At 65.6% G+C, this 18,176-nt stretch carries 18 protein-coding genes; 9 read left to right on the forward strand and 9 right to left on the reverse strand.

The window, feature by feature from the left end; genetic code table 11:
• Positions 1 to 7 precede the first annotated feature (7 nt).
• The gene (locus tag BLO63_RS11505) at positions 8 to 583 is read left to right on the forward strand and encodes a YheC/YheD family protein (protein WP_091440531.1); all 576 of its coding nucleotides are present in this window, start codon (positions 8 to 10) and stop codon (positions 581 to 583) included.
• Here the strand turns inward: BLO63_RS11505 and BLO63_RS11510 are convergent.
• Positions 556 to 1,170, reverse strand: a complete 615-nt coding sequence (locus BLO63_RS11510) for a hypothetical protein (protein WP_244517834.1) — start codon at positions 1,168 to 1,170, stop codon at positions 556 to 558. The two genes, BLO63_RS11505 and BLO63_RS11510, sit on opposite strands and share 28 nt — an antisense overlap.
• Positions 1,171 to 1,424: 254 nt before the next feature.
• On the opposite strand from BLO63_RS11510, the gene BLO63_RS11515 reads away from it, so the two are divergent.
• From BLO63_RS11515 to BLO63_RS11530, 4 genes are all read left to right on the forward strand, one after another.
• Positions 1,425 to 2,186 carry a response regulator gene (locus BLO63_RS11515; protein ID WP_244517835.1) on the forward strand — a complete coding sequence of 254 codons (762 nt, stop codon included), beginning with the start codon at positions 1,425 to 1,427 and terminating at the stop codon, positions 2,184 to 2,186.
• Positions 2,183 to 3,460, forward strand: a complete 1,278-nt coding sequence (locus BLO63_RS11520) for an ATP-binding protein (protein WP_091440532.1) — start codon at positions 2,183 to 2,185, stop codon at positions 3,458 to 3,460. Before BLO63_RS11515 ends, BLO63_RS11520 begins: the two co-directional genes overlap by 4 nt.
• A 72-nt stretch (positions 3,461 to 3,532) precedes the next feature.
• Positions 3,533 to 4,855, forward strand: a complete 1,323-nt coding sequence (locus tag BLO63_RS11525; protein WP_091440533.1) for a PQQ-dependent sugar dehydrogenase — start codon at positions 3,533 to 3,535, stop codon at positions 4,853 to 4,855.
• Between the two features lie 96 nt (positions 4,856 to 4,951).
• Positions 4,952 to 6,574 (forward strand): ABC-F family ATP-binding cassette domain-containing protein, encoded by a 1,623-nt coding sequence (locus tag BLO63_RS11530; RefSeq protein ID WP_091440535.1) that lies wholly within the window; start codon positions 4,952 to 4,954, stop codon positions 6,572 to 6,574.
• A 9-nt stretch (positions 6,575 to 6,583) separates the two neighbouring features.
• On the opposite strand, the gene BLO63_RS11535 is transcribed toward BLO63_RS11530, so the two are convergent.
• The 6 genes from BLO63_RS11535 to BLO63_RS11565 form a co-directional block, all read right to left on the reverse strand.
• The gene (locus BLO63_RS11535; protein WP_091440536.1) at positions 6,584 to 7,078 is read right to left on the reverse strand and encodes a GNAT family N-acetyltransferase; all 495 of its coding nucleotides are present in this window, start codon (positions 7,076 to 7,078) and stop codon (positions 6,584 to 6,586) included.
• 8 nt (positions 7,079 to 7,086) lie between these two features.
• On the reverse strand, positions 7,087 to 8,133 hold the full coding sequence (locus BLO63_RS11540) for a histone deacetylase family protein (protein WP_091440538.1): 1,047 nt from the start codon (positions 8,131 to 8,133) through the stop codon (positions 7,087 to 7,089).
• Positions 8,130 to 9,071, reverse strand: a complete 942-nt coding sequence (gene kce, locus BLO63_RS11545; protein WP_091440539.1) for a 3,5-dioxohexanoate:acetyl-CoA acetone transferase — start codon at positions 9,069 to 9,071, stop codon at positions 8,130 to 8,132. Before kce ends, BLO63_RS11540 begins: the two co-directional genes overlap by 4 nt.
• The gene (locus BLO63_RS11550; protein WP_091441409.1) at positions 9,071 to 10,426 is read right to left on the reverse strand and encodes an aminotransferase family protein; all 1,356 of its coding nucleotides are present in this window, start codon (positions 10,424 to 10,426) and stop codon (positions 9,071 to 9,073) included. The genes kce and BLO63_RS11550 overlap by 1 nt, the downstream gene beginning before the upstream one ends.
• 198 nt (positions 10,427 to 10,624) lie before the next feature.
• Positions 10,625 to 11,137 (reverse strand): c-type cytochrome, methanol metabolism-related, encoded by a 513-nt coding sequence (locus tag BLO63_RS11555; protein ID WP_091440541.1) that lies wholly within the window; start codon positions 11,135 to 11,137, stop codon positions 10,625 to 10,627.
• A gap of 966 nt (positions 11,138 to 12,103) precedes the next feature.
• Entirely contained in the window at positions 12,104 to 12,607 is a 504-nt protein-coding gene (locus tag BLO63_RS11565; protein ID WP_143007070.1) for a hypothetical protein, read from the reverse strand.
• Between the two features lie 472 nt (positions 12,608 to 13,079).
• On the opposite strand from BLO63_RS11565, the gene BLO63_RS11570 reads away from it, so the two are divergent.
• The gene (locus tag BLO63_RS11570; RefSeq protein ID WP_091440545.1) at positions 13,080 to 13,292 is read left to right on the forward strand and encodes a hypothetical protein; all 213 of its coding nucleotides are present in this window, start codon (positions 13,080 to 13,082) and stop codon (positions 13,290 to 13,292) included.
• A gap of 24 nt (positions 13,293 to 13,316) precedes the next feature.
• Here BLO63_RS11570 and BLO63_RS11575 read toward each other — a convergent pair whose 3' ends face one another.
• Positions 13,317 to 14,108, reverse strand: coding sequence for an alpha/beta fold hydrolase (locus BLO63_RS11575; protein WP_143007071.1), 792 nt, complete (start codon positions 14,106 to 14,108; stop codon positions 13,317 to 13,319).
• A gap of 281 nt (positions 14,109 to 14,389) precedes the next feature.
• On the opposite strand from BLO63_RS11575, the gene BLO63_RS11580 reads away from it, so the two are divergent.
• The 3 genes from BLO63_RS11580 to BLO63_RS11590 are packed head-to-tail and all read left to right on the forward strand — an operon-like array spanning position 14,390 to position 17,498.
• Entirely contained in the window at positions 14,390 to 15,370 is a 981-nt protein-coding gene (locus tag BLO63_RS11580; RefSeq protein ID WP_091440549.1) for an HlyD family secretion protein, read from the forward strand.
• On the forward strand, positions 15,367 to 16,347 hold the full coding sequence (locus BLO63_RS11585) for an ABC transporter ATP-binding protein (RefSeq protein ID WP_091440550.1): 981 nt from the start codon (positions 15,367 to 15,369) through the stop codon (positions 16,345 to 16,347). Before BLO63_RS11580 ends, BLO63_RS11585 begins: the two co-directional genes overlap by 4 nt.
• 35 nt (positions 16,348 to 16,382) lie before the next feature.
• Positions 16,383 to 17,498, forward strand: coding sequence for an ABC transporter permease (locus BLO63_RS11590; protein ID WP_244517867.1), 1,116 nt, complete (start codon positions 16,383 to 16,385; stop codon positions 17,496 to 17,498).
• Positions 17,499 to 17,518: 20 nt separating this feature from the next.
• Here BLO63_RS11590 and BLO63_RS11595 read toward each other — a convergent pair whose 3' ends face one another.
• A complete protein-coding gene (locus tag BLO63_RS11595) occupies positions 17,519 to 18,004 on the reverse strand; it encodes a lasso peptide biosynthesis B2 protein (RefSeq protein ID WP_244517836.1) in 486 nt (161 codons plus the stop codon).
• Positions 18,005 to 18,176: the final 172 nt, after the last annotated feature.

Below are 18,176 nucleotides of genomic sequence, written 5' to 3' on the forward strand. Positions count from 1 at the left end.
GATAGGTGTGCCGCCGCTTGTCGTCGCGGCGGCGCCGGTGACCCGGCCCGAGCATCGCGTCGTCGAGAACTGGCTGCAGGCGAGAACCCGGCTTCTCGGCTTTGACGGCTTCGACAAGCACGAAATGACCGCGCTACTGGCCGCCTATCCCCACCTTGTGCCGCACCTGATTCCCGAAGCGGTGCTCGTCGCCGAGCGGGTCGAGGCACAACTCGCCCAGGGACTGGCCCGTGGCCCGATCGTGGTGAAGCGCTCCGATGGCGCTCTGGGAACCGGAATCTTCTTCATCATTCCGCAGGGCGACGAGGTTGTCGTTCACAAGGACTCGCAGTCCTGGCGGGGCACGGCCGGCGAGGCAATCGCACGCGTCGCCGGCGCGATCCGCGCGCGCATGGCGTACCGGACCTATCTGGTCCAGCGCTTCATCGACACCCGCGATGCGGCTGGCCAGCCGGCGACGGTGAGGGCCGACATAGTCCGCCGGCCGTTTCTCGAAGCCAACAAGCGCCCGCTCGCCCATGGTGCCGAAGTGGAACGGATGGGACCGGCGATGACCTACTGGCTGTCGCTGATCGACGCCTGATCCCGTCCTCCCCAGGCCCCTGAGCCGGACGACTGGACCAACCCGTCGATCAGTGTGCCGAATGTGTTGCTGCTCACGGTTTCCTGTATCGTTCCATGGTTGCTGACGCCTTGGAGCGGCCGCTCGACGACACGCGGCAAGCCGGAGAGATGCCGCGCCGACGCCACGTCCGCGACGTTCTCAGTGCCGTAGACGATCTCGATATGAGGTGCCCGCTCGGCGCTGGCGATCTGGTGCCGGAGATTGGTCTCGTCCTCGGTCAAGGGACGTCCGATCCTGGTGCCGATGCGGTCCCGCGTCCGTCCCGCCACCACCGGAAGGATTTTGGGGCTGAAGGTCACAATGCCGTCGGCGCCGAGCTTCAGGCCGTAATGGAGCGCGCCGAAGCCGCCGGCGGACTGGCCAAGGCAGAGCACCCGACGCGACTGGAGGTCCGCGCAGATACCGTGAAGTCGCCGCCCCGTCGTCTCCACGTCGCCGCCGAGCCCAGACACCCCTCCGAAATAATAGCTGTGCGACCAGTCGAAGAGATAGATGATGTTGGCGTTCAGCCGTCCAAGCAGGCTGTGCATGAAGTAGATGGACAAGCCAGCGGGAGAGGTTTGTTTAGTCCAATTGAGGTATCATATGCACGCTCTCGAAACCTGAGCAAGGGCCGGGCGCACTCCAGCCATCCGCTTCCCGCGAACGCTCCATTTTCCGCGAACCGGCATTGCCGCCCTGTTTCCCGTAGCCGGGAAAATGCGCCAGAATTGTTTCCAGGCGTTGCGCGTACCGGGACAGCAATGCTGGTTTGCAAAATTCTTCGGCAGCGTCGAGGTTGGGCGCGTATAGCGGCGGCATGAATGATATGCGCGGTTCGGAAGCGGGCGGTGGCCCCCACATACTCGTGGTCGATGACGACCAGCAAATCCGCAAGCTGCTCGGGCGCTATCTCGTCGAGCAGAATTTTCGCGTGTCGCTGGCGGCCGACGGCAAGGAGGCGGAACGCCGCCTCACCGAGGGCCGGATCGACCTGGTGGTGCTCGACCTGATGCTGCCTGACGTGTCCGGCCTCGACCTGTGCCGGACGATCCGAACGCGCTCCACCGTCCCGATCATCCTCCTCACCGCACTGAAGGAAGACGTGGATCGCATCATCGGTCTGGAGATCGGCGCCGACGATTATCTCGGCAAGCCGTTCAATCCGCGTGAGCTGGTGGCCCGCATCCGCGCCGTGCTGCGGCGCCTGTCGCCGCGTGACGCGACCCCCGCCGCACCGGCTATACGCCTGCGTTTCAACGGTTTTGTCGCCGATCCGACCAGTCGCCAGCTTTGGGATCCGGAGGGCGAGGAAATCGTGCTTACCGGCGCCGAGTTCGACCTTCTGCTCGCCCTTCTGGAGCGGCCCGGGCGCATGCTGTCGCGCGAGCAGCTTCTGGACATCACCCATGGCCGCGCCTCGGCCGGCTTCGACCGTTCGGTGGACGTGCTCATCAGCCGGCTGCGTCGTAAGCTGGGCGATGCCGGAAACTTCCAGATTATCAAGACCTTGCGCAATGGTGGCTACCAGCTTGCCGCGCGGGTCGAGCCCGCAGCTGGCGCGGACACCGCCTCCTCGTGAACACCATTCGCACCAAGCTCACCGCACTTCTGGTCGGTTCCGTCCTGGGCGTGCTCATCGTGGCGACCGGGCTGTCCTTCCTCATGCTCACCCCTCCCGATTTCGGCCGGGTGGACGATGCGGCGGCGGTTCAGATCGGCCTGCTGGTCGATCTTGCCGAGCGCACGCAGGATGCTGTGCAGGAAGGCCCCTATGGCCGCATCGCCGGCGCTCCGGCCGGCGGGCACCGGATCGAGCCCGTCACCGACGCGATCAACGGGGCCCTCGCGCGTCGCGGGCGGGCGTTGCACGTTCTCATCAGCGAGCCGCCGGATCTGGATTGGCCGGTTATCTCGGCTCCGCTCTCCGACGGGCGCTGGCTCATTGTGCCGATGGCCCTTCCGTTGCCGGGGCCGGACAATGCGTGGGCGCTGGTTGGCTGGATACTTCTGGTCGCGCTGGGGGTGACGTTGGTGATGGTGATCGCCGTGCGGCGGATGACGGAGCCGCTGGCGCTGCTGCAACGGACCGCCGATGCCATCACGCCCTGCAGCGATGTTGATCCGGTTGCCGAGAAAGGACCCGCCGAGGTGCGCGCTGCGGCGCGCGCTATCAACCAACTGGCGACACGGCTGCGACAGGTGATGGAAAGCCGCATGCGGCTGGTGGCGGCGGCTGGGCACGATCTGCGCACGCCGATGACGCGCATGCGCCTGCGCGCCGAGTTCCTCGGCGAAGAGGAGCGGGCGGCATTCATCGAGGATCTCGACGAACTCGACCGGATCGCCGACAGCGCCATCCGGCTGGTGCGCGAGGAGGTGGAGGAAGGCAGCGGCGAGCCGCTGCGGCTTGAGGCGATGGTGGCCGACACGGCGGAGGAACTGCGGGAGATCGGCTATGCCGTGGCGGTGGCGCGGACCTGCCCGGCCTTGATCCGTGCGCGACCGGAGGCGCTCCGCCGTGCCATGCGCAACCTGTTCATCAATGCTGCCACCCATGGCCGTGCGGCGACAGTCAGCATGACCAGCCGGGACGGCAGGGTGCAGATGCTGATCGAGGATGCCGGTCCCGGCATTCCTGAGGAACTGCTTCCCCGCGTGTTCGAGCCCTTCTTTCGTGTCGATCCCGCGCGCGGCGCTCCCACCCCAGGGGCGGGGCTGGGCCTCGCTATCGCCGAGCAGATCGTCACACGCAGTGGCGGTACCCTGAAACTGGAGAACATGCCGGTCGGGTTGCGACAGGTGCTCGAGTTTCCAATGGTGACGCAGGGAGAGGGGGTGCCCGAAGGAGGATAACCCAAGGAAGGTATTGCGCTGGCGCGTCTTTCCGGGCTGAGATGGCGCATCCCCCCTGTGCCGGAGCCAGTCATGGCCAATTACGTAAAGATCAGCGGCTTTCTGGGTGCCTGCATCACGGGCGTCGTGCATTTCCTCACCGATCTGCGCAAGGCTCCCGCCCTTGCCGAGGAAGCCGGCTATGGCGACCTGCCCAAGCTTCCCAAGCCCAAGCCGACACTCATTCCCATCATGAAGATCGCCCCGGCCATCGGCTGGGGACCGGGCCAGAAGCCGACGCCCGCGCCGGGCTTCAAGGTCAGCTTCTTCGCCGAGAATCTCGATCATCCGCGCTGGGTCTATGAATTGCCCAATGGCGACATTCTCGTCGCCGAGACCGCCGGCCCGCGCTGGCCGGCGGGCATTTTCAGCCTGCGCTGGTGGGCGATGGGCTTCGTCATGGTGCGCGCCGGCGCCGGCGTGAAGAGCGCCAACCGCATCACCCTGCTGCGCGACGCCGATGGTGACGGGGTGGCCGAGATCAAGGTGCCGTTCCTGGAGAATCTGTACTCGCCCTTCGGCATGGCGCTGGTAGGTGACCAGCTCTATGTGGCGAACGCGGATTCGCTGGTGCGCTTTCCCTATGTTCCCGGCGCCACCCGCATCGACGCGCCCCCGGTGAAGATCTGCGACCTGCCTTCCGGCCGCAATCACCACTGGACCAAGAGCCTTGTCGCCAACAAGGAAGGCACCAAGCTCTATGTCGGCGTCGGTTCCAACTCCAACGTTGCCGAGTTCGGCATGGAGGAGGAGGTCGACCGCGCGGCCATCCTGGAGGTCGACATCGCCACCGGGACGCGGCGCGTCTTCGCCGGCGGCCTGCGCAATCCGGTCGGCATGGACTGGAACCCCGTCACCGGCGAGTTGTGGACCAGCGTCAACGAGCGCGACGAGATCGGCGACGATCTGGTGCCGGACTATATGACCTCGGTGAAGGACGGCGCCTTCTATGGCTGGCCCTATTGCTACTACGACAAGATCGTCGACGAGCGGGTGAAGCCCCAGCGGCCGGACCTTGTCGCGGCCTCGCTCAAGCCGGATTACGCGCTGGGCTCGCACACCGCCTCGCTCGGCCTCACCTTCGTCGATGACGACCGCTTCGGCGCGCGCTTCACCCATGGCGCCTTCATCGGCCAGCACGGCTCTTGGAATCGCAACCCGCCCTCCGGCTACCGGGTCATCTTCGTGCCGTTCAAGGACGGCAAGCCGGCCGGGCCGCCGGAGGAAATCCTCGGCGGCTTCCGCGTCGACGGCAAGGCGCTGGGACGCCCGGTGGGGGTGATCGTCGACAAGCGCGGCGGGCTTCTGTGCGTCGATGATGTCGGCGACTGCATCTGGCGCGTGTCGGCGGTCTGATCGCCGCAGCGCGGTATGACGAAGGCGCCGGCCCTTCCTCCGGAGCCGGGAATGGCTTAAACGCGCGGGAGCTTCTCTTCAGGACCTCCCGCGCGCATGATCCGGCTCGATTCCATCGGCAAGCAGAACGGCAAGCAACTCGTCTTCATCGAAGCGTCGGCGACGCTGCTGAAGGGCGAGAAGGTGGGCCTCGTCGGTCCCAATGGCGCTGGCAAGACCACGCTTTTTCGCCTGATCACCGGCGAAGAGGCGCCTGACGAGGGGCAGGTATCCACCGATCGCGGCATCACCATCGGCTATTTCAGCCAGGACGTCGGTGACATGGCCGGCAAGTCGGTGCTCGCCGAGGTAATGGACGGCGCTGGGCCGATCAGCGTCATTTCCGCCGAATTGCGGGCGCTCGAGGCCGCCATGGTCGACCCCGACCGCGCCGACGAGATGGATGCCATCATCGAACGCTATGGCGAGGTCCAGGCCCGCTTCGAGGAACTCGACGGCTATTCGCTGGAGGGCCGGGCGAGCGAGGTCCTGGCCGGGCTCGGCTTCACCCAGGAAATGATGGAGGGCGATGTCGGCCGTCTCTCCGGCGGATGGAAGATGCGCGTCGCGCTCGGCCGCATCCTGCTCATGCGCCCCGACGTGATGCTGCTCGACGAGCCCTCGAACCATCTCGACATTGAGAGCCTGATCTGGCTGGAAGCGTTCCTGAAGAATTTCGACGGCGCGCTGATGATGACCTCCCATGATCGCGCCTTCATGAACCGGATCGTCAACAAGGTCGTGGAGATCGACGCCGGTTCGCTCACCTCCTATTCCGGCGATTACGAGTTCTATGCTCAGCAGCGCGCTTTGGCTGAGAAGCAGCAGCAGGCGCAGTTCGAACGCCAGCAGGCCATGCTGGCCAAGGAGGTCGCCTTCATCGAGCGCTTCAAGGCGCGCGCCTCCCATGCCGCGCAGGTGCAGAGCCGGGTGAAGAAGCTCGACAAGATCGAGCGTGTCGAGCCGCCTCGCCGGCGCCAGACGGTGGCCTTCGAGTTCCAGCCGCCGCCGCGCTCGGGCGAGGACGTGGCCAGCTTGAAGAACGTCCACAAGAGCTATGGCACCCGGCGCATCTATGACGGGCTGGACTTCCATGTGCGCCGGCGCGAGCGCTGGTGCGTGATGGGCGTGAACGGCGCCGGCAAGTCGACCCTGCTCAAGCTGGTGGCGGGCGAGACCGCGCCGGACGATGGCAGCGTGTCAGTCGGTGGCAGCGTGAAGATGGCCTATTTCGCGCAGCACGCCATGGAGGTGCTGGACGGCGAGCGCACCGTGTTCGAGACGCTGGAAGACGCCTTTCCGCAGGCGGGGCAGGGCTCCCTGCGCTCGCTGCTCGGCTGCTTCGGCTTCTCCGGCGACGATGTGGAGAAGAAGTGCCGTGTGCTCTCAGGTGGCGAGAAGGCGCGCCTCGCCATGGCCCGCATGCTCTATGACCCGCCGAACTTCCTGGTGCTCGACGAGCCGACCAACCATCTCGACATTGCCACCAAGGAAATGCTGATCGCCGCCCTCGCCGACTATGAGGGCACGATGCTCTTCGTCAGCCATGACCGACACTTCCTCGCCGCTCTGTCGAACCGCGTGTTGGAACTGACGCCGGACGGCATCCATCAATATGGCGGCGGCTATATCGAATATGTCGCGCGCACCGGGCAGGAAGCGCCGGGGCTGCGGAACTGACGGGCGCCTTCAGACCGGCGCGCTGATCGCGCGCAAGCCCTCTTCTTCGAGGGTGAGCGTGTCGTCATGCGCTTCCGGCACGAAGCCGAGCCGCGCATAGAAGGCCTGTGCGCCGGCATTGGCTTTGTCGACATGCAGCTTGATGAAGCTGCAGCCCTTCGGCGCCTCGCGGGCGATGACGGCGGCAAGGAGCGCGCGCCCCAGCCCGCTGCCGCGCTCGGCCGGCGCCACATAAAGGTCCTCGACGAACACCCCCGGCCGGCCGCGCCAACCGGAAAAGGCATAGGTGTAGAGGCACAGCCCGACCGGGCCCCTCGGCCGGGTGGCGATAACAGCCTCGAACAGGCCGAGCCCAGTCGGCCCATAGCGCTCCAGGCTCGCCGCATCGGCGCCCGGTGTGAAGCCTGGCCGGACATGGTCAGCCAGCTGCGCGATCATGTCGGCCACGGCGGCGAGGTCGTCCCGCTCGATCGGCCGGATCGTCGGGGCCTCCACATCTTCCATCGCCCTCACTAGCCTGCCCCCGATGCCACGCGATGGGTCGCGCCAAAGCCGTCGAGAAAGGCGATCAGGTTGCCTCCGAGCCCGTCGCAGACATAGCCGCCTTCCTGCACCAGAACGGTCGGCAGGCCGAGCTGGCCGATCTGCTCGCCGATGCGCCGGAAGCCGGGCGTCGAGACGCTGAGCCCGGCGAACGGGTCGCCCTCATAGGCGTCGAGCCCGAGCGCGATGACGAGCGCGCCCGGACAGAAGGCGGCGATGCGCGACAAAGCGCGGTCGAGCGCGGCAAGAAAGCCTTCGTCGCCGGTCTTTCGGGCCAGCGGCAGGTTGAAATTATAGCCGAGGCCCGGCCCTTCGCCGCGCTCATCGTCATGGCCCCAGAAGAAGGGGTAGAAGCGGGCCGGGTCTGCATGAAGCGAAACGGTGAGCACATCCGCCCGGTCGTAGAACACGCCCTGCGTGCCGTTGCCGTGATGCACATCGATATCGAGGATGGCGACGCGGGGCGTGTTGGCGCGCAGCACCTGCGCGGCGATGGCGGAATTGTTGAGGTAGCAGAAGCCGCCGGCCAGATCCTTGAAGGCATGGTGGCCGGGTGGGCGGCAGAGTGCATAGGCGGCGCTCTCGCCCTCCATCACGCGATGCGCCGCATGGGCGGCGGCATGGGCGCTGCGCAGCGCGGCGGCGTAGGTCTCCGTCCCGATCGGGCAGGACGTGTCCGCCATGTGATAGCCGGCCTGCCCGACGGCGGAGAGCGGATAGGCGCTGCCGCGCCGGTCGGGGTGGATGTTCGGGATCACCTCTTCCGAGGCCCCTTCGATCCGCTGCCAGCGCGCGAAGATGCCTTTCAGGAAGGAAAGATATTCCGGTGTGTGGATGGCTGCCGCCGGCGCGAGGCCGAGATCAGGCGGCACTTCCGGCGTCAGGCCGGCGGCGCGTGCGGCGTCGTGCAGGATGTCGGCGCGGGCGGGCGTCTCCGGGTTGGGCGCGCGGGCGCCGCTGGTCAGGAAGAAGCCGGGATAGTGCCGCTTCTGCGCGGCATCGAACATCACCTTCATGGCGTGGCATCCTTGCTGGCGAGGGGCGGCGGACCCTTCAGCGCCAGCCGGGCGCGCACCTCGTCGGGGGTGGCGAGGCGGTAGCCGAGTTCCTCGATGATCCGCGCCATCTTGCGCACCTGCTCGGCATTCGAGGTGGCGAGTTCGCCGCGGGCGATGGCGAGGTTGTCCTCAAGTCCGACGCGGACATTGCCGCCGAGGATGACGCCCATGGTGCCGAGCGGCATTTGCTGGCGGCCGGCGGCGAGCACGGAGAAGTGGTAGTCGGCGCCGAGCAGCCGGTCGGCGGTCGCCTTCATGTGCATGAGCTGCTCCGGCGCGGCATCGATACCGCCCAGCACGCCGAGCACGAACTGCAGGAACACCGGCGGCTTCAGCAGGCCCTGCCTGAGATAGAAGGCAACGGTCTGCAGGTGGCCGACATCGTAGCATTCCAGCTCGAAGCGGGCGCCGCGCGCCGCGCCGATGTCGGCCAGAATGGTCTCGATATCCTCGAAGCTGTTGCGGAAGATGACCGAGCGCGTGGCCTCGAGAAAGCCGCGCTCCCAGTCATGGCTCCACTCATAGCGGTCGGCGAGCGGGAACAGGCCGAAATTCATCGAACCCATGTTCAGCGAGCACATTTCCGGCTCGATCAGCCGGGCGGCGGCCAGCCGGTGGTCGAGCGTCATGCGCGAGGAGCCGCCGGTCGACAGGTTCAGCACCGCATCGCTGCGGGCGCGGATACGGGCGACGATCTCCTCGAACAGGGCGGGGTCAGCCGAGGGCATGCCGGTGGCGGGATCGCGGGCGTGCAGGTGCAGGATCGCCGCGCCGGCCTCCGCCGCCTCGATCGCCTGGTCGGCGATCTGTTCGGGCGTGATCGGCAGATAGGGGCTCATCGACGGCGTGTGGATCGAACCGGTTACCGCGCAGGTAAGAATGACCGGACGGCTCATCAGCCGGCTCCCATAGGCAGTTTCGCCTCGGTCGCGAAGTTTTCCAGTGACGCACCGAGCTTGTCCATGATCTCGTCGATCTGTTCATCGGTGACGATCAATGGTGGGCACACCATGAAATGATCGCCGATTCGCCCCCCTCGCGTGCGACGGGAGTAGATGATCAGCCCCGCCTCATAGGCGAGGTCGACGAGGCGCAGATGGGCATTAAGCTGCGGCGGCAGCGGGGCCATCGATTCGCGGTCCGCTACCAGCTCGAAGGCCAGCAGCAGCCCCTTGCCGCGTACGTCGCCGATGAAGGGGAAGCGCGCCATCAGCTCTTCCAGCCGGGTCTTCAGCGCGGTCCCCTGTCGCTCGGCGGCCTCGATGAGGCCCAGCCGGTCGATTTCCTCCAGCACGGCGAGGCCGGCGGCGCATGCCAGCGGGTTGCCGGCATAGGTGTGGCCATGAATGAAGCCGCCATGGTCGATAACTGTCTCGGCGAGGATGCGGTCCGCGACCATGGCGCCGAGCGGGGCATAGCCGGCGCCGAAGCCCTTTGAGAGCGCCACGATGTCGGGACGAAGGTTCCAGTGCTCGCTGGCGAGATAGCGCCCGGTGCGGCCGGCTCCGCTCATCACCTCGTCGCAGATCAGCAGCAGGCCGAACTCGTCGCAGATGGCGCGGATGGCGGCGTAATAGCCATCCGGCGCCACCAGCGCGCCGGTGGACGCGCCACCGACCGGCTCCATGATGAAGGCGAGGACGGTTTCCGGCCCCTGACGCAGGATTTCCTCGCGCAGCATGTGGGCATAGCGCAGGCCACGCTCTTGGAGGCTGAGCCCGTCGCGGTCGAGATAGCAGGTCGGGGCCGGTATTTTCGGCATCTCCCGCAGCATTGGCGCGAAGGGCGCGCTCATCAGCGACATGCCGGTGACGGCCAGCGCCCCCAGCGTCGAGCCGTGATAGGAGGGAAAGCGCGAGATCACCTTCCAGCGCTCGGCCTGGCCGCGCGCCACCGCATATTGCCGGGCGAGCTTGAGTGCGCTCTCCACCGCCTCTGAACCACCGGACACGAAGAACACCCGGTCGAGCCCTTCCGGCATGCGGCCGGCAATGCGGGTTGCGAGGCGTTCGGCCGGTTCGTTCTCGAAATGCAGCCGGTAGCCGAAGGTGGAAAGCTCCATCTGACGGCGCATGGCGTCGAGCACGGCCGGGTTGGAATGGCCGATATTGGAAACCATCGCCCCGCTGGAACCATCGAGATAGCGCTTTCCCTCGCTGTCCCAGAGATAGACGCCCTTGCCACGCGCGAGCGTCGGCCGGCGCAGGCGGGTCTGGTAGAAGAGATTGGAGGCGGGACGCTCAAGGCTCATCGGCGACTCATGCGCGGCGGCGAGGAAAGCGGGCGCCATCACCCGGCCCGCCGGCGGTGAGGGCGTCGAGAGGCAGCCTTTGCTCATCACGCATCACGATGGAGCGGTGTGATCGGCACCGGATCCTGCCGATTCGCATGGAGAGGGGCGCCCACTATCGCGCCAATCACGGCATCGCGCTACCGAAGGCAGCTGCCGCTAACCGAGGCAGGCATCCTCGGTCGCACTATAGCCCTCCGGCCGTGGCGCGCTTTTTGCCGGTTGCCCCCGCCCGAGCGCGCCATCCGAGCGCGCCCTGAGATAGACGAAGATGGCGTCGACGAAGCACATCACATTCGGGTTTTTGCCGAAGGCCGGCATCACCAGATCCTGGCTGGTGCTGACATTCTGCTTGCCGTTGGTGATGGTGTCGAGGAACTGGCTGTAGTTGAGGTTCTGCAAGGCATCGGTCAGCGCGGGCGCGAAGCTGGAGCCGAGCCCGTCCGGGCCATGGCACTGCATGCAGTTCGCGGTATAGCGGATGTAGCCGATCGCCGTGTACCAATCGACCGTGCCGTCCTTGTCGATCTTGTAGGTCGGGTTGCCCTGCTTGTCGCTGTATTCCCCGGCGTCGGAGCTGACCGCGGCCGGGTCGCCGGAGGGGTCGGCCAAGGCTGAGGGCATCAGGAAAAGCAGGCAGGCGGCGATGGCCGCGCCGGGGCGTGCAGGCATGCGATCCTCCCGCTCCGCCGTCTTGTTCTGGAATGGCGTGCGGTCGGAGCGGTCCGATGCTCCATCGCCGGGCGCGCGCGGTCAAGCGGCGAAGAGCCGGGGCGCGGGTGGCGCCGGATGGCTGCGGCGGAGAAATCGTGGTGGGAGCGAACGGAAAGGCTCCTTGCTGGACAAACGAGCGGGCGGCCATGGGCCGCCCGCGATGGAAGGGTAAACGCGGACACGATCTGCGCCGGAGGAGAGTGACACGGGGGCGAAAACCTCGCCGTTCCTCATCCTGTCCGCAAACGCTAGCCGGTCAAATCACGGTCTGACCGGGAAAATGATGGTCTTGATCTTATTGTTTTGGGTGGTTGCAACAACACCCGCCATGGCGGCGCCCGCCCCGATGCCGGCGGCAATCGCTAGTGAAGGGTTTGCAAACCCCCAAAACGACCAGCAGCAGGAACTCCAGCTACAGAACTCCTACCAGCAAAAGTTGCACTGGCGCAGCTCGTCGGGGGGCGCCTAAGCCTGCGTCGGACACATAAGCCAGTGCGCCCGTCTCACCAGTGCCACCCGAAGCCGGCTTGACGCCGCTCGAATCCAGCGTCTGCTGGCCGCAGTCGGGCACCCGGACCGTCTCGATCGTCGAACTCGCAACCGTCATCTTCCGGTCATAGCCGAAGTCGAGGACGGCATGTCCCTCGCCATCACCGACGATCTCGTCGCCGGTCTAGCCTCATGGCGGCCCTAGGGCTACAAATCGACCCCGGTCCAGATTGGTACAATGATGTTCACGAAGGACCAACGACACGCAGCGACCCGCGCAAGACGACGGCTGCTGGATCCGCAGCGGCCACCCAGTGTAGCCACAAAATAGAAAACCCACCCATCTGTATGGGTGGGCTTTCATTTGAATCAATCAGAGTTCGGCACCACACGTCCGTGTACCCTCCGCAGCCAGCGAGAGGGGAGCCCTTGAGATCAGGGGCTGACCGGGAAGATGATGGTTCGGTTGTTACTCTGTGTAGTCGAAATCGCCGCGCCAATGCCAGCACCAACACCGAGCATGCCGAAGGTGATAAGGGGAGCATTGTCTTGCGGAACAAAACCAGGCAGCGGGTTCACCCCAGGGACGGAGCCCACCGGCTCGACATACGCCAGCGCGCCCGTCGCCGATTCGGTGGCGCATACCGTCGCGGTGGACGAACGGGCGACCGCCAATTGCTTGCCGGTGATGTAGGCGAACTCCGCGTTGCCATCGCCGATCACGGTGATCTTGTCGCCGGCCTTGAGCTCGGTGCCGGTCACGGCGCGCTCATAACCATCGCCCCGCTGGATGAGCACCGACCCTTCGGTCGCCGTCAGCTTGCCCACCGGCTGCTTCCCCGGCGCATGGCAGATATCATTGGTCAACGCCGAAGCGCCGCTAACGGCTCCGAGCGACACGGCGCCCGCCACCAGTATCGAAGAAAAAATACGCATCATAGCCCCTCGACCTCCAGGACACTGAGTGCCACAGAACGACCCTACCACTGCATAGCACATCTGGCCCCGTAGATAGTTACCGCAACGACAATCGAAATGCCCTGAAAGGAACCTGACGTGACGCAGTCCGGCGGATGCAACCCTGGGATGAGGGGCTTCGCAGAAAAGCGTTGCGTGGATAAGGGCTTGGAAGGCACGGTTCGCACTGTTGCGCGTGGGCCACAATGGGCGAGCTTTTTGGCGATCTTCCCCGCTCGCGGGACGATGACGTCAAATTGGGGGCCGATTCGCAGTCCTGTACCCGCGCGGAAGTGGGCTGGGCGGGCGGTGAAGAGCCGTTCCGCCGCGCGGCCCGCCGTTCTGGCCGGATGGGCGATTCCCGGCCGTGTCGCGGCCGTGAAGCACAGGGTTGAATCTGCCCCGCGCCTCATCCTATAGCGAGGCTTCGCATGGCTGAGGGGCGGAGAGCGTGATGGAAGGCGAGGAATTGCGGATGATTCTGTGTCGACTGGAAACCGGAATGGTGCTCACCGTCCCGGACGCCTGGATCGACAAGAAAATTCCCGGCTCGCATGTGACCCGTGCCCGTCTGGTGGCCGAGATCGCCCGGCAGTATTTCTGCAACCACCATCAGGACTTTGGCTCGCAGCGCTTTGAAAAGCAGGAAGTGGCCTTCACTGGGTGAGATTCTCGCGCGCGGCGCTGGAGCTCACGGAACCGGTCGCGCTTCCAGTTCACCCAGGCGAGACGGCGTGGTCTGCGGCTTTGCGAGCGCCCGCTCTAATACCGCGTTGAAGGCCTCCGGGGTTTCGATCATCGGGCAATGGCCGGCATCGGCGATGGAGTGCAGATGCAGGAAGGGGTTGGCGGCTGCCATCTTCCGCCAGGGATCGATCGGCGTCACCCGGTCATGCGCCCCCCATATCAGGTGGGTGTCGACCGCCACGCTGTCGATGAACTCGCGCACATCTATCTTTTGCAGCGAGCGCAGGATCGAAAGGCCCATCATGAAGCACTGGCGATTGGCTATTTCGCGAAAGGTCGTTTCGATCATGGCGGTGTCGAGCCGCGACGGGTCGTGGAAAAGCTCGCGCGATATTTTGTGGGCATAGTCCATCGAGAGGATGCGGGTCACGCCGAGGCCGAGGGTCACATTTTCCCCCGCGCCCGGGCACCCGCTGACAAAGGCCTGTTTTACGTTGAAATTCGGATCACTTGCCAGGGCGAGGCCGATATAGCCACCCATAGAGTTTCCAAATACCATCATCTCCCGCGACTTATGCGGAAGCAAAGCCTCCTTCACAAAATCGATCAGCCTGGGAACCGTACCGTAATTCTTGCCAAATTTGACAAATGGATCGTCGAATACGATTGGCTCAAAGCCATTGTTTCGCATTATTTCGATCTGGGCCGACCAGATCCAGGATCCGGCAAAAAGTCCCGGCAAGAAAATAGCTAGATTTGGCATCTTTTGCCCCCCGGCGATGCATGGAACGTTCATAAAAGCATTTTCCGGGCCAAGAAGCCGGAACAGAACATCGCATACACCGGAAGAATGGGCGACGGTCAGTGACTATTTTTGATCGGAGTTAGCGTATTGAAGCATCCGACCGATGCGTGCGCTGGAAAAGCGGAAAAAAATCTGATCGTATGGAAAAGCTCCCACCCTCGGCGCGTCGGTGCAAGACATGCCTGCACGCAATACTGCTTTAGAGGCGTGGTTGGGCGAGGGGCGTCGGCCTGACAGCGAGGGAGGTTCTCGCGGGCTTTGTTGTTGGGGGTATGATGACGCCGCGCTTTCGCTTGCCGACCAATATCGTCGTCGTCATTCTGACCCTGGTTCTGTTTTCTCTTGCCGCTCTTTTCGTCGTTTCCGCGCCGGGCGGGTATCAGGGCTATGCGGAGGCCGATTTCATCTTTGTCGGGCCGGATGAGGCCGGGCGCATCGTCGATCTCAAGGTCGAAGATGGTGCGCGGGTGACGAAGGGCATGCCGCTCTTCACCATCGACGAGGATTTGCAGCTGGCCGACCTGAAGTCGGCCGAAGCCGCCCTTGGCCAGGCGCTCTCTGAGCTTGCCAACGTCAAGGCGGCGGCCAAGCGCCCAGCGGAAGTGGCGATTCTGGAGGCGAGCGAGAGGCGGGCCGCTGCGGCGCTGGAGCTTTCCCGACTCGAGCTCGACCGTCAGAAGGACCTGCAGTCCAAGCAGGTGGCATCGCAGGCGGCCCTGGATTCGGCGCAGCAGACCTACAACCAGAACGAAGCCACGCTGGAGCAGGCGCGCCATGAGATCGAAGCCGCCAAGCTCGCGGGCCGCGATGATCAGATCGCTGCGGCGGAAAAATCGGTTGATGCCGCCCGAGCCAGCCTGGCAGCTGCGCAGGTGCGGCTGGACCGGCGGCGCATGTTCTCGCCCGTCAGCGGCACGGTGGAGACGCTGTATTTCCGCACGGGTGAACTCGTGCCGGCCGGGAGGCCGGTGGCGTCGATCCTGCCGCCGGAATTGATCAAGGTGCGCTTCTTCGTGCCGGAGCCGGCCCTGCCGCAATTCCAGCTCGGCACCGCCGTGACGGTGAGCTGCGATGGCTGTGCCGAAGAGATCGAGGCTACCGTCAGCTACATCGCCGCCAGCGCCGAGTACACGCCGCCGGTCATCTACAGCCTGGATGAGCGCTCCAAGCTGGTATTCATGATGGAAGCCAAGCCGCGCGATCCCTCGAAGCTGCGCCCCGGACAGCCGGTCACGGTCGAGATTGCGCCATGAGCGCCCGACTGGAGCGTGTGGAGGGGAGGGCGCCGGAGCCCGGGCCCGCTCGCGGCGTCGACTACGCCATCGATGTTCAGGGGTTGAGCAAGAGCTTTGGCGCCAACCGCGTGGTCCGCGATCTCTCCATGCGCGTGAAGCGTGGGCAGATCTATGGCTTTCTCGGCCCCAACGGCTCGGGCAAGACCACCACCATCCGCATGCTGTGCGGCTTGCTGACGCCGGACCAGGGGCAGGGCACCTGCCTTGGCATGGACATCCTGACCCAGGGCCGCGCCATTCGCCGACATGTCGGCTATATGACGCAGAAATTCAGCCTCTATGCCGACCTCTCGGTGCGGGAGAACCTCGAATTCATCGCCCGCATCTATGGCGTGCCCGATGCCGAGGCGGCGGCGGCCGATGCGATCGTCTCTCTCGGGCTGGATGGGCGCGAGCTGCAGCTGGCCGGCGAACTTTCCGGCGGCTGGAAGCAGCGGCTCGCCCTCGGCGCCTGCATCCTGCCCAGTCCCCAGCTGCTGCTGCTTGACGAGCCGACCGCCGGCGTCGATCCCAAGGCACGGCGCGAGTTCTGGACGCAGATCCATGACCTTGCGGCTGGCGGCGTCACCGTTCTCGTTTCCACCCACTACATGGACGAGGCCGAGCGCTGCCACGAGATCGCCTATATCGCCTATGGCGAATTGCTGGCGCAGGGCACGGTCGAGGAGGTTGTCGCCCGCTCGGCGCTGCACATGTGGCGCGTGACCGGTCCGGACCCGGCGGCGCTGGCGCGTGAGCTGATGCAGCAGCCCGGCATCGAGCTTGTCGCCCCCTTCGGCACCAGCGTGCATGTCGGCGGACGCGACCGGGCGGCGCTGGAGCTCGCTATCGCCCGCTTTTCGACGCGGGAGGAGCTTGTCTGGCGCCCGGACAGCCCCAGCCTGGAAGATGTGTTCATCGACCTCATCAACCGCTCAAGGGATGGCCTGCGGTGAACGGCGTGGCGGGTTCCCTGCGCCGTATCGGCGCGATGATACGCAAGGAATTCATCCAGCTGATGCGGGACCGGGTCTCCTTCGCGGCGATGGTGTCGATTCCGCTGCTGCAGCTGATCCTCTTCGGCTACGCCATCAACACAACGCCGCGGCACCTGCCGACCGCCGTGCTCGCCTATGACCAGTCGTCGCTGACCCGCTCGATCCTCGCCGCTATCGAGAACACCAAGTACTTTTCAATCACCCATCACCCCGTGAACGAGGCCGAGGCCGAGCATCTGCTCCGCTCGGGCCAGGTGCTGTTCGTGGTGGAAATCCCAGCTGGCTTCGAGCGCGCGGTACGGCGCGGGGAGAGCCCATCCCTGCTTGTCTCGGCGGACGCCACCGATCCCGTCGCCTCGACCAGCGCGCTGGCGGCCCTGGGGCAATTGGTGGAAACCTCGGTCCGGCGCGAGCGCTTCAACCTCGATGACGCACCCGAAGGCAGCGGGCTGGAGAAAACCCCGTCGCCCTTCGAGTTCCGCACCCATCCGCGCTACAACCCGGCCGCCGTCACCCAGCTCAACATCGTGCCGGGCCTGCTCGGCACCATCCTCACCATGACCATGCTGATCTTCACGGCCCTGTCGGTGACGCGGGAGATCGAGCGCGGAACGATGGAGACGCTGCTCGCCATGCCGATCCGACCGGTGGAGATCATGGTGGGCAAGATCGCACCCTATGTGATGGTCGGGGCGCTGCAGGCGGCGATGATCCTTGGTGCGGCGGTGCTGCTGTTCGACGTTCCCGTCGTCGGCAATCTGGCGCTCCTCACCGTCCTGACCGGCCTGTTCATCCTCACCAACCTCTCCATCGGCTACACGTTCTCCACGCTGGCGCAGAACCAGCTGCAGGCGGTGCAGATGACCTTTATGTACTTTCTGCCCAATATCCTGCTGTCGGGCTTCATGTTTCCCTTCGCCGGCATGCCGACCTGGGCGCAATGGGTCGCCGAGACGCTGCCGCTGACCCATTATCTGCGAATGGTGCGGGGCATCCTGCTGAAGGGCGCGACGTCTGCCGATCTAGCGCAGAACATTCTCGGCCTCAGTGTGATCATGCTCGTCGCCATGGTCATCGCGGTGAAGCGCTTCCGGCAGACATTGGACTGATCAACCGCGCGTCGCGCGGTTCAGCGGGCTCCGCCCGAGCCCAAGGCGGGCGACCCCGGTCCGACCGGAGGAAAGGTGGCGAGCAGGGTGAACCGTGCGAGATCCTCGGTGCCGATCACGTCGATCGCGTCCGAGCGCACCCACAGATGGGCCATTAGCTGGCCTTGCTCGTCCTTCATCACGCCGTAGTAAAGCGTAGTCGGCACGCCGCGCCGGTGCAGGATCACCCGAGCCGACAGTCCCTGTTCGAGGCACATGGCGCGAAACGGCATGCGGCGCGCCACCGCACGGATCGCCCACCGCGCCCGGATGATCTGTTCCCGGGCATCCGCCGGCGGCGGGCGCGTCGGCCAGGTCGCGGAGATGCGGGCGACATGGCGAAACGGCAGCAGCACGATCGCCAGCCGGGCGAGGGTCACGGTCAGCAAGGCCTCGCCCAGCAGCGCGCGGTCGCGCCAGTTCAGGCGGCGCCAGCGGGCGGCGAGCGAGCGCGGGGCGGCGCTCATGGCGCGATCACCCATAAGGCCACAAGACCCGCCGGGACGGTCGACGTTGGCCAGGACATCAAGGTGTTACGATCCTCCAAGGTCGCCGCCGGGGAGGCGAATCCCCGCGCGACGCTCCGGCGGCCATCCAAGACCGAAGCCGACCGTTTCTCAAGCCCGCCCATCGGCGGGG

This window comes from Ancylobacter rudongensis, assembly GCF_900100155.1.
Lineage (GTDB): Bacteria > Pseudomonadota > Alphaproteobacteria > Rhizobiales > Xanthobacteraceae > Ancylobacter > Ancylobacter rudongensis.

Coding starts and splice junctions, on each gene's coding strand:
- BLO63_RS11515 (WP_244517835.1), top strand. CDS start 1,425: ATGAATGATATGCGCGGTTCGGAAGCGGGCGGTGGCCCCCACATACTC.
- BLO63_RS11525 (WP_091440533.1), top strand. CDS start 3,533: ATGGCCAATTACGTAAAGATCAGCGGCTTTCTGGGTGCCTGCATCACG.
- BLO63_RS11530 (WP_091440535.1), top strand. CDS start 4,952: ATGATCCGGCTCGATTCCATCGGCAAGCAGAACGGCAAGCAACTCGTC.
- BLO63_RS11535 (WP_091440536.1), bottom strand. CDS start 7,078: ATGGAAGATGTGGAGGCCCCGACGATCCGGCCGATCGAGCGGGACGAC.
- BLO63_RS11540 (WP_091440538.1), bottom strand. CDS start 8,133: ATGAAGGTGATGTTCGATGCCGCGCAGAAGCGGCACTATCCCGGCTTC.
- kce (WP_091440539.1), bottom strand. CDS start 9,071: ATGAGCCGTCCGGTCATTCTTACCTGCGCGGTAACCGGTTCGATCCAC.
- BLO63_RS11550 (WP_091441409.1), bottom strand. CDS start 10,426: ATGAGCCTTGAGCGTCCCGCCTCCAATCTCTTCTACCAGACCCGCCTG.
- BLO63_RS11555 (WP_091440541.1), bottom strand. CDS start 11,137: ATGCCTGCACGCCCCGGCGCGGCCATCGCCGCCTGCCTGCTTTTCCTG.
- BLO63_RS11565 (WP_143007070.1), bottom strand. CDS start 12,607: ATGATGCGTATTTTTTCTTCGATACTGGTGGCGGGCGCCGTGTCGCTC.
- BLO63_RS11570 (WP_091440545.1), top strand. CDS start 13,080: ATGGAAGGCGAGGAATTGCGGATGATTCTGTGTCGACTGGAAACCGGA.
- BLO63_RS11575 (WP_143007071.1), bottom strand. CDS start 14,108: ATGAACGTTCCATGCATCGCCGGGGGGCAAAAGATGCCAAATCTAGCT.
- BLO63_RS11580 (WP_091440549.1), top strand. CDS start 14,390: ATGATGACGCCGCGCTTTCGCTTGCCGACCAATATCGTCGTCGTCATT.
- BLO63_RS11585 (WP_091440550.1), top strand. CDS start 15,367: ATGAGCGCCCGACTGGAGCGTGTGGAGGGGAGGGCGCCGGAGCCCGGG.
- BLO63_RS11590 (WP_244517867.1), top strand. CDS start 16,383: ATGATACGCAAGGAATTCATCCAGCTGATGCGGGACCGGGTCTCCTTC.
- BLO63_RS11595 (WP_244517836.1), bottom strand. CDS start 18,004: ATGAGCGCCGCCCCGCGCTCGCTCGCCGCCCGCTGGCGCCGCCTGAAC.